Genomic DNA, 9,287 nt, shown 5'->3' with positions numbered 1-9,287 from the left:
GCGGCGGTGACAGCCCCCTGCGCCGCCGCTCCACCCCCGGTCAGCACGGTCGCCGGTCTCCCTGCCGGGCCGGCGAGCACCCCTCTCACCGTCGCCCCGGTCGCGGCCGTGCTGACCACCTTCCAGGGGCAAGCTGTCTATCGGATACTCCCGCCCGGATCGCCCTATTTCCGGGCGGGAGACATGCTGCGCTTCGCCTTTGGGTCGCGCTCGACATCCGAGCGCCTGCTATGAAGCTGCGCGCGCTTGCCTTGCTCGCCACCGCGCTGGTGATGCCGATCTCGGCGCATGCCCAGAGCATGGAGGAACGCGCGCGTGCCGCCGCACAGGCCGCGCGCGAGAAGAGCGCCGACAGCGAGGCGCTCCAGAAGAACTATGTGACGCCCGGGCTCGCCGGCGAGGCGATCACGACCGTCGACGGGACCAAGAGCTTCAACCCGACGCTCGCCTGCCAGACGACCTCGACCCTGCTCGAAATCCTCGCGCAGCCGGGATCCACGGGTGACATCACCAACCTGCGCATCAGCCGCGACAAGGATCTCAACGGTTCGTTCGACCAGACGCTCACCCTGCCGGTGCCGGTGTCGGGTATCTGCGCCAATGGGGTGATCGCCTGCCAGCCCGGCACCTGGAACCAATGCCGCAGCTATAAATGGGATGTCTCGGGCGCGGGCGATCTCAAGCTGAGCGAGGTCGACCTGACCGCGCTCGCCGGCTGCTACTGCGTCAACAATAGCTGCGGCAGCAATCTGGTCTGGGGCAATATGGCCGCGACGCTGAAGGACATCGGCGGCGGCGTGGTTGGCGCGCTGACCTCGGCCGATCCGCGTATTGGTGTGGCGCAGGCAGCGATCGACGGCCCGATCATTCGCTACACCGGCGCGCAATCGACGGCGTGTGCTCCCAATCCATCGCTCGCCCAGACGGTCTATCGCGCCAATCCCGCCCAGATCCAGGGCGACGCCGCGTCGCTCGCGGCCGGCAACAGCGTGTTCCAGGCATTGAAGGGCTCGCCCGCCGGCATGGGCAAGGCCGAGCAGATCCGCGCCTGCACGATCCGGCGCGAGGTGAAGCTCGAGGCGGTCACGGCTGACGCAATCATCGCCCGGACCTCGGGCGGCTACGCAACCCACGCCGATACGCCGGACACGCGCGCGTTCCTGCTGGGATCGCCGCGCGACGACAGCCTGAGCGGCGGAAGCTGCCGCATCCATGATTTTCGGATGACGCTCGATGTCGGCGATCCCGATCGCCTCGTCTCGGCGCGGCTCTCGCAGATTCTCTTCGACGACTGGGTGCAGGTCCGGGTGGATGGGGCGCTCATCCACGCCGATCCCGGCGGCTGGACCGGAAGCGGACTGCCGCCCGGCAAATGCGAACGCGGACGGACCTGGTATGGCACCCCCAATCTCGACCTGAAGCCCTTCCTCACCAAGGGATCGCACGAGATCTGGGTTCGGGTCGCGGTCGGCGGTGAAGGCGAGGTGTCGGCGCGGATCGACGCGGCGCTCGATCTGAGCTGCAATCCGACCGAACGGCTCATCGATACGTGCGCGGGCTATGCCGCCGATGCCAATTGCCAGCTTCATGATGAGGCTGTCGACGGCGTCCAGACCTTCCGCAATGGGGTCGGCACCGGCCTGACGCCGCTGCCCCAGACCCGCCTGTTTGAAAGCAGCGCCTGTTCGCTCAGCCTGGTCCGGCCCTGGTTCGAGCGCGACCGCCGCTATCGCTGCACGATCGACACCGGCGTCCTGCCGCAGCCCGATCTCAGCCGCGGCGCCTATATCATCGATCATTCGACCGAGACGCTGCTGGCTGACCGGGTGAAGACCAAAGACGGCGGCTATGCCGCATCGTCGCGTTCGTTCGCGCTTCCCGACCGTGGTTCGGTTCCGGCCTGCGAGCCGATCTGCAAGACCCGCGCCCCCAAGGCCAACACGGGTGTCGCGCCCGATGGCGTGGTCGGCGCGCGCCAGAACGCGCCCATCGGTTGGGACACTTTCTACCATGCCTGCACGCGCGGCAGCGCCGGCGCCGACATCTGCCCGTTGGGCGACGGCGAGGAGCTGGTGTCCGACTGCGGTTGTCTGGACGATTTCCCCGAGGCGATCGTCATGATGCAGACGGTGCGGCTCGGCGGCGCGGACATGATCTGCACCTCGGAGTCCCGCTGATGCGCCGAACCTTCCTCCCTCTGATCGCCGGGCTCTTTGCAGCCCTGTCCGTGGCAATGCCCACCACGCCCGCCCTGGCGCAGGCCACGCAGATGTGCGCGGCCGACCTCAATGGGAATGGCGATGCCGACGATCCTGGCGAGACCGCCGCCTGCGAGATTACCTCGCTCGGGCAATATCAGTGCCCCTTGCAGAAGGTCTCGTGCGTGCAGGAGCAGGACGGCGCCTATAGCTGCCCGCTGGGCGAGCAGTTCGCCTGCCTGCCGCAGGATGGTGGCCCGGCCTGCTCGCCCAATCAATGTGCCAACCTCGCGGTGACCCCGATCGAGGACGAGCCCGTGCCCGACGATCCCGGCGTGCCGGCAGATGGCGCGGTCGATGCCGATGGCGCCTGCCTCGGCAATATCGAGATTTTCTCGGGGCGCGCGGCGCGCTGCCGTCCGGCGGGCCTGCGCACCACCTTCTCCAACTGCTGCAAGGACAAGGGCAAGATCGTCAAGGACGGCATGGGCGGGTCGATCTCGTCGATCGGCACCAAAATCGCGGTCGCCAAGGGCGTGTTCACCGGCATGAAAGCGGCGTTCACGGCCTTCAAGGCGGGCGCGACCGCCGGCCAGGCCGCGAGCGCGGGCGCCAACGCGATCATCGTCGGCATCGATCCGACCTCGATCGCGATCAGTCTCGCCATCAATTTCATGATGGATTTCCTCCTTAGCGGTTGTGACCAGCAGGACATGGAGGTTGGCATGCTGCGCGGCTCGGGCATGTGCCACGAGGTCGGCAGCTATTGCTCCTCGAAGATTCTCGGCATCTGCGTTCAGAAGGCCCGCGGCCATTGCTGCTTCAACACCAAGCTCGGCCGCATCATCCAGGAACAGGGCCGACCCCAACTCAAGAGCTTCAACGGGCTCGGCTGGGGCACACCCAAGCAGCCCTATTGCCGCGGCTTCACGCCGGAGGAATTCCAGGCGCTGGATTTCAGCAAGATGGACCTCTCCGAATATTATTCCGAAATCGAGGCCCGTGCCCAGGCCGACATCCAGATCGACATGAAGGACAAGATCGATGCCTATATGGACGTCATCGGGCATTAGCACGCGCGCCCTGCTCGGCGCCGGAGCGCTGATGCTGATACCCGCATCCGCGCTCGCGCAGGAAACCCCGGCGCCGGAAAACGCGCGCGAAAGGGCGGCCGCGCAGGGCGACGCGGCGCTCGACCGCCTCAGGAACGCAACCGAGGCGCGAAAGCAGGATGCCGATGCGCGGGGACCGACCGCACTGCCCACCCCATCGGAGGACACGCGCCGCCGCGCATTCGATAGCCTGCGCAAACGGGTCACTTCGCCCGAGATGGAGGCTCGCGCGCGGAATGCCCAGCGGCAATCGGTCGAAGCCCTCGCCGCCGAACAGGAAGCGATGGCGCGCCGGCTTGGACAGGCGCTCGGCCTTGAAGCCCCCGACATGGACGCGGTCGCCGGCATCAGGAAGACGGCCGTGGAACAAGGCTGGGTGCCGGTGCTGTTCGTATCCTCGTCCATGCCGGTGACGACGCTGCGCACCTATGCCGCGCAGCTCGAAAAGGCGCGCGGCATCCTCGCCTTCCGCGGCATGCCGGGTGGGCTCGCCAAGGTCGCGCCGATGGCGAAGCTCTCGGCCGAGGTTCTTCGGCTCGATCCGGGCTGCGAAGGCCCGGCCTGCGCGATGCGCGACGTCCAGCTCATCGTCGATCCGCTGGTCTTCCGCCAGCACGGCGTCGCCCGCGTGCCCGCGCTCGCCATGGTCCCCGGCGATCCGGCGCTGCCCTATTGCGAGCGCGAGGATGACAGCCCGCGCGCGGCCCACGTCATTTATGGCGACGCCGCACTCTCCGGTTTGCTCGAAGAATATGCCCGCCTCGGCGGCAAGAAGGAGGTGCGCGATGCTCAGGCTCGCTTACAGGGCCGCTAAGGCGGGCTGGTCCGAACTCAGGGAGTTGCCGCTGAAGGCGGCGGTCGCGCTTGGAAGCGCCGGTCTCGGGCAGCCGCCACGCCCGGAGCAACTGTGGAAGGCCTATGGCATCGTCCTGCCGATCGGCCTCCTGACCTTCTGGGCCTTGCCGCAGGTGACGATCGTCATGAGCCCGTCGGTCGAGGCCTATCTGATCCGCAAAGCGCCGGGACCGATCGCGCGTGGCGATCTTGTCTCGTTCACGCTGTCGCACCCGCTTGCCGGTCCCAAGCCGGTGACCGTCACCAAATATGCGCTCTGCCTGCCCGGCGACCGCATCTCGATGATCGAGAAGCCGTCGATGACGCCGGGCAAATGGGATGGCTGGTATTATTGCAACGAGCGCCTGCTCGGCGTCAGCAAGCCCTATGGCCACAATGGACAGGAGCTTGACCATTGGCAGCCCGACAACGGCCAGATCCTGCCAGGCACTATCTTCGTCGGTTCTTCGCATGTCAGCGGGTTCGACAGCCGCTATTATGGTCCGGTCGAGATCGACCGCCTGCGCCGGATGGAGAAGTTGCTGTGAAGCGGCTCTCATCCAGTCTGGCGGTGGTCGCCATGCTCGTCGCTTCCGCCGCGCAGGCACAGCAGCACGACGAGCGCCGAACCGGCTATTGGTGGTATCAGGCGCCGCCCAAGCCCGCCCAAGTGCCGAACGACCCCGATGCGCTGGTGAAGCCCGCCATCCCTCCGATGGCCGAACTGGCGACCTGGACGCCGCCGAAGATCCGCAAGCTGATCGAGCAGCAGCGCGACTATGCCGCGACCGTGCTCACGGTCGATGCGGTCGCCGACTTCTGGCGCTTGCAGGACTTTGCGCGGAGGAAGGCGCGCGCCTTTGCCGGCGTCACCCAGATCGCCATGCTCCAGCATCCGGAACTCAACGCCAAGTCCGCCAATCCGATGGTCGGCGAAGCACGCGACCAGCTCTCGGCACAGAAGGACCAGGTCCGGCGGCAATATCTGCGTGGCCGCGCCAATGAATATGCGCTCGTCATGTTCTCGCGCTCGACCTGCGGATACTGCCGCGTCCAGTGGCCGATCGTCCAGCGCTTCCAGGAGGAGATGGGCTGGCAGGTCACGCTGATGGACATCGACCGGAGGCCCGAGCTGGCGCAGCGGTTCGGGGTCGAGGTGACGCCGACCACGATGATCATCCGCAGAAACAGCCAGCAGCGCATGGTGATCGCGAGCGGGGTCGAAGCCTATCCCAACCTCATCCAGATGGCCTATCAGGCGGTGCGGCTGCTGGCGGGCGACATCCGCCCCGAGCAGTTCATGACCGGCGCGGGCGAAGAGGACGGGTTCTTCGACGCGCTCGCCAACGGCCCGGTGTCAGCCACCGATCCGCGCGTGCTCGGCGGTGATCTGGTCGGCGCCAGTGTGGACCCGCAGCGATGACCGGCCGGGCTGCGCTCGCATTACTCGCTTCGATCGCGCTGATCCCGGCTGCGGCGGCGCAGCCGGTCACGCGCGAACAGGCGATGCGCGCGGCCATCCACCCGGTCGCAACCGAGGCCGCGATGCGCGAATGGCTCGGCCGTGTGCCGGTGACGCGCGACTGGCCCCCCGACTTTGCCGAGACGCTCACCGGACAGGCCCCGGCCTATATTGTCGAGATGAGCACGGCGCCCGGCTGCATCCCCTGCGCGGATCTCTGGACCAAGCTCGGATCGCTCGGCCGCCGCTATGGCTGGCAGATCCGCACCATCGGCGGCCAGGAAGCGATGTTGCGTTCCGGGCGCCTGGGTCTGCCCTGGGTTGGTCATCCGGTCGCCTGGGTGCGCCCGGTGTCCGATCCGAACCGGATCGTGCCGATCGCGATCGGCACCGACCACGCGCCGAACCTTGCGCGCAATCTCTATCTCGCTGCCAAGATGCTGACGGGCGTGAAGCCCGCGGTCGGCGTGCGCGGCATGGCGAAGTTCACCGGGATCGTGGGTGATCCCACGCGCCCCAATCCCAGCAAGCGAGGACACTGAGCATGGCGGGCCAGTTCTTCGCTTCGTCTCGAAAAGGAAGCCCGCCATGGCGAAACTCCGCGCCTGCCTGACCTTGCTCGCCAGCTCCGTCGCCATCGCCGCGACCGCTACACCCGCCTCCGCGCAAAGCTGGGCGGAGAGCTGGTTCGACAATGTCACCTACACCTCGCCTGGCAGCTTCGAGGACCAGACCCGCGGCTATGTGACCGCGGGCGGCATGTCGGGCCGGGTCGACGTCCATAACGACTATCTGATGAGCGTGACCCTGCCCAAGGTGCGCGCCGGATGCGGCGGCATCGACATGTTCCTGGGCGGAATGTCGTTCCTCGATCCCGACTATCTGGTGCAGAAGCTCGAAAGCATCCTGCAAGCCGCTCCCGCCGTGGCGTTCCAATATCTGCTCGAAACGCTCGACGAGAAGATGGGCAACATCATCTCGAAGATGGAGGCTGCCACCAATTTCCTGAACTCGATCCAGGTCAACGACTGTCGGCTCGCCAACCGCATGGTGCAGATCGCCAAAGGCGACGACAATATGTCGGGCATCATCGAGGAGATGACCGGCTACAAGTCCGTGCGCGAGGGCTTCTCGAAAAGCTATCAGGACAGCCGCGAGAAGATCCAGGCCAACCAGGGCAACCCGACCGAGGACTTGCGCGATGCACTGGAGAACTGCCCGGCCGAGGTCACCGAGATCTTCAAGACCGGCTCGCTGCTCGCTCATGCCGCAGCGCGCGTCGGCGCCTTCGACTGGGCAGGTGTGATGCGCGCCCGCGTCGGCGACGTCTATATGCGCTGGGACCCGGCGGACAAGGTGCCGCTGTTCACCGCCATTCCCGCCTGTCCGCGCCAGGACACCGAGAGCGTCGACGATTTCTTGTCGGGCAAGGTTCAGAAGCGCGCGATCGCGGTGCCGCCGACCTCCGCCGACTGTGCGGTCGATGGCAGCGGTAAAGGTGCACTGGTCCTGGCCCGTGCCCGCATGGACTCGATCGCGCTGAAGATCCGCACGCGCTCGGCGCTGACGGCCGAAGAGAAGCAGTTCGTCGCCAATGTCCGCACGCTGCCGGTTTATCGCCTGCTCGAATGGGGTGTCCGGCAAGGCGTCGTCGACAGCGTGATCGGCGACACCGACGAACTGGTCGCGCTGACGCTCGCCTATCAGATGCTCAACGATCTCACCCGGTCGATAGACTTTGCCGTCACCAATGCCGAGCGCGGTGTGAACGCGGCCGGCGCCGGTGATGCGGGGAACGCCAAGGCCTGCCAGACCCGCATTCTCGCCAAGGGGATCGAGCAACTCGGCGGGCTGCGCGAGGAGGTGCTGCGCCAGCGCGCGCAGATGCGTCAATCCTATATGGCGGCGCTCAGCCAGGCGAACCTGTCGGCCAACTATGCCGGGGTCGTTCGCCAGCGTGACCGCGATGCTCGCGATGCCGCCGGCGCGGCCGCCAACCGCAACCGCTGACCCGGAGCCGAGCATCATGACCCGTCTGGTTCGCAGCCTTCTTGCTATGTTCGCTGTTTTCGCCGCCACGCCCGCCATGGCGATCGATACGAGCTTCCACACCTATGACGGCTTCGCCGAGACCGTGGACGCCTTCCGTCTGGTCGCGATGATCTTCGGCGATCCACGCTATGAGACGCTGGTGCTGATCGTCGCGGTCGTGGGCATCGCGCTCGGCGTCCTGCTCGCCAGCGTGCGCGGGCAAGGCATGGGCCTTGTCGCCTTCGGGTTCCAGATGCTGATCGGCGTGGGCCTGTTCGTCGGTCTCGTCGCCACCACCGGCACGGTCCATGTCTATGACCGGGTGCGCAACGCCTATCAGCCGGTCGGCGACGTCCCCAACCTCATCGTGCTGGTCGCGGGCATGACCAACATGATGGAACGCGCGCTGGCCGAGGTCATCGACGACAACACCACCGATCCCAACGCCAAGCTGGAGTTTGGCGCCGGTGGCCACTCGTTCGACCTGTTCCTCAATGCCGCGTCACCCCGCGGCCCCATGACCGACACATTCCTCGATGCGACCATCAAGGATTATGTCCGGCAATGCTATCCGGTCGCGCGTGTCTCCCCGGCCTATGGGGTCGACGACGATCAGCTCTTCCGCACGACCACGGACTTGCCCGCGGCCTTCGCCGCGATGGCAGGGCCGGCCACCTTCAGCACCGTCTACTCCTCCACCGATAAAGCCGGGACGACGGTGAGCTGCAACGAGGCCTGGGAGCATATTGCGACGCGCCTCTCCGAACCGGCGCTGTTCGACAGCTATGTCGCGCAGGTCTGCACCCGCACCGGCTATGACATTGCCAATGCCGCCCAGCTTCAGCGTTGCCGCGCCAATCTCGGCGAGATGGGGCAGATAATGATGGATGCGCCGCAGTCGCTCCAGCAGTTCCTGACCAATGTCCTGCTCGGCAATACGGTGGGCGACGTGCTGTTTGAGGACAGTCCGGCGACCGCCGCCCGCGTCATGGCCAACCGCGCCGTGGTCTCCGGTGGTCTTGCCACTATGTCCACCGCGAACGAGTGGATGCCGACCATCCGCGCCACGGTGTTCGGGATCATGCTCTTCATGATGCCGGTGGCGCTCTTGTTCATCCTCACCCCGATCAATCTGCGGGTCGCGAGCTTCGCGCTCGGTCTGTTCGTGTTCGTCGCGCTCTGGGGCGTCATCGATGCCGGCATCTACCAGCTCACCCTTGGCCGGGCGACCGATGTGCTGGCCGAGATGCGCTCCAACAATGTCGCGGCCAATGCCTGGATGCTGGCGCCGTCCGCCGCGATGAAAGCGCTGGCGATCTTCGGGTCTTTCCGGACGGCCGCCGCCGGTCTTGCCGGCGCCTTCGTGTTCACGGTGTTCCGGTTCAGCGGCAACGTGTTCACTGCCTTCACCAGCGGTGCTCTCGGGGTCCAGGGCCAAGGCACGGCGGCAGCCGCCCCGCTCGGCACACGCGAGGGATATGCCGGCGCGCTCGAAGCACAGGCAGGCGCTTCGGGCACCATGGCGCGCGCGACTTCCTCATCCAGCTTCGGTGATTTTGGCGAGCGGTCGACCTTCGGCGCCAACCGGTCCTTCGGCGCGGCGAGCCGCTATCTTGGAGAGCAAGGCGGCGGTGCGGCAGGTTCGGGAGG

9 protein-coding genes are annotated in these 9,287 nt (G+C 66.7%); all 9 read left to right on the top strand.

Features of this window, described 5'->3' with window-relative positions; all coding sequences use genetic code 11:
• Positions 1-234, top strand: a 234-nt coding sequence (locus C100_RS48535) for a hypothetical protein (RefSeq protein ID WP_161633893.1), incomplete at its 5' end; no start/stop codon positions are given.
• Positions 231-2,177: a hypothetical protein gene (locus tag C100_RS29100; RefSeq protein ID WP_024018556.1), complete on the top strand. Its 1,947-nt coding sequence runs from the start codon at positions 231-233 to the stop codon at positions 2,175-2,177. The genes C100_RS48535 and C100_RS29100, both read left to right, overlap by 4 nt.
• A complete protein-coding gene (traN, locus tag C100_RS29095; protein WP_024018555.1) occupies positions 2,177-3,271 on the top strand; it encodes a conjugal transfer protein TraN in 1,095 nt (364 codons plus the stop codon). The genes C100_RS29100 and traN overlap by 1 nt, the downstream gene beginning before the upstream one ends.
• Before the next feature lie 31 nt (positions 3,272-3,302).
• Positions 3,303-4,124 carry a type-F conjugative transfer system pilin assembly protein TrbC gene (locus C100_RS29090; RefSeq protein WP_024018554.1) on the top strand — a complete coding sequence of 274 codons (822 nt, stop codon included), beginning with the start codon at positions 3,303-3,305 and terminating at the stop codon, positions 4,122-4,124.
• Positions 4,096-4,692 (top strand): S26 family signal peptidase, encoded by a 597-nt coding sequence (locus C100_RS29085; RefSeq protein ID WP_024018553.1) that lies wholly within the window; start codon positions 4,096-4,098, stop codon positions 4,690-4,692. Before C100_RS29090 ends, C100_RS29085 begins: the two co-directional genes overlap by 29 nt.
• Before the next feature lie 32 nt (positions 4,693-4,724).
• On the top strand, positions 4,725-5,567 hold the full coding sequence (locus tag C100_RS29080; protein WP_052028231.1) for a conjugal transfer protein TraF: 843 nt from the start codon (positions 4,725-4,727) through the stop codon (positions 5,565-5,567).
• The gene (locus tag C100_RS29075; protein ID WP_024018551.1) at positions 5,564-6,148 is read left to right on the top strand and encodes a hypothetical protein; all 585 of its coding nucleotides are present in this window, start codon (positions 5,564-5,566) and stop codon (positions 6,146-6,148) included. Before C100_RS29080 ends, C100_RS29075 begins: the two co-directional genes overlap by 4 nt.
• A gap of 46 nt (positions 6,149-6,194) precedes the next feature.
• Positions 6,195-7,616, top strand: a complete 1,422-nt coding sequence (locus C100_RS29070; RefSeq protein WP_024018550.1) for a conjugal transfer protein TraH — start codon at positions 6,195-6,197, stop codon at positions 7,614-7,616.
• Positions 7,617-7,632: 16 nt separating this feature from the next.
• Positions 7,633-9,287, top strand: a 1,655-nt coding sequence (locus C100_RS29065) for a conjugal transfer protein TraG N-terminal domain-containing protein (protein WP_031308730.1), incomplete at its 3' end; no start/stop codon positions are given.

Source organism: Sphingobium sp. C100, assembly GCF_000508185.1.
Taxonomy (GTDB): domain Bacteria; phylum Pseudomonadota; class Alphaproteobacteria; order Sphingomonadales; family Sphingomonadaceae; genus Sphingobium.
The sequence above is the reverse complement of the archived record's forward strand: the minus strand, read 5'-3'. Positions and strand labels throughout refer to the sequence as shown.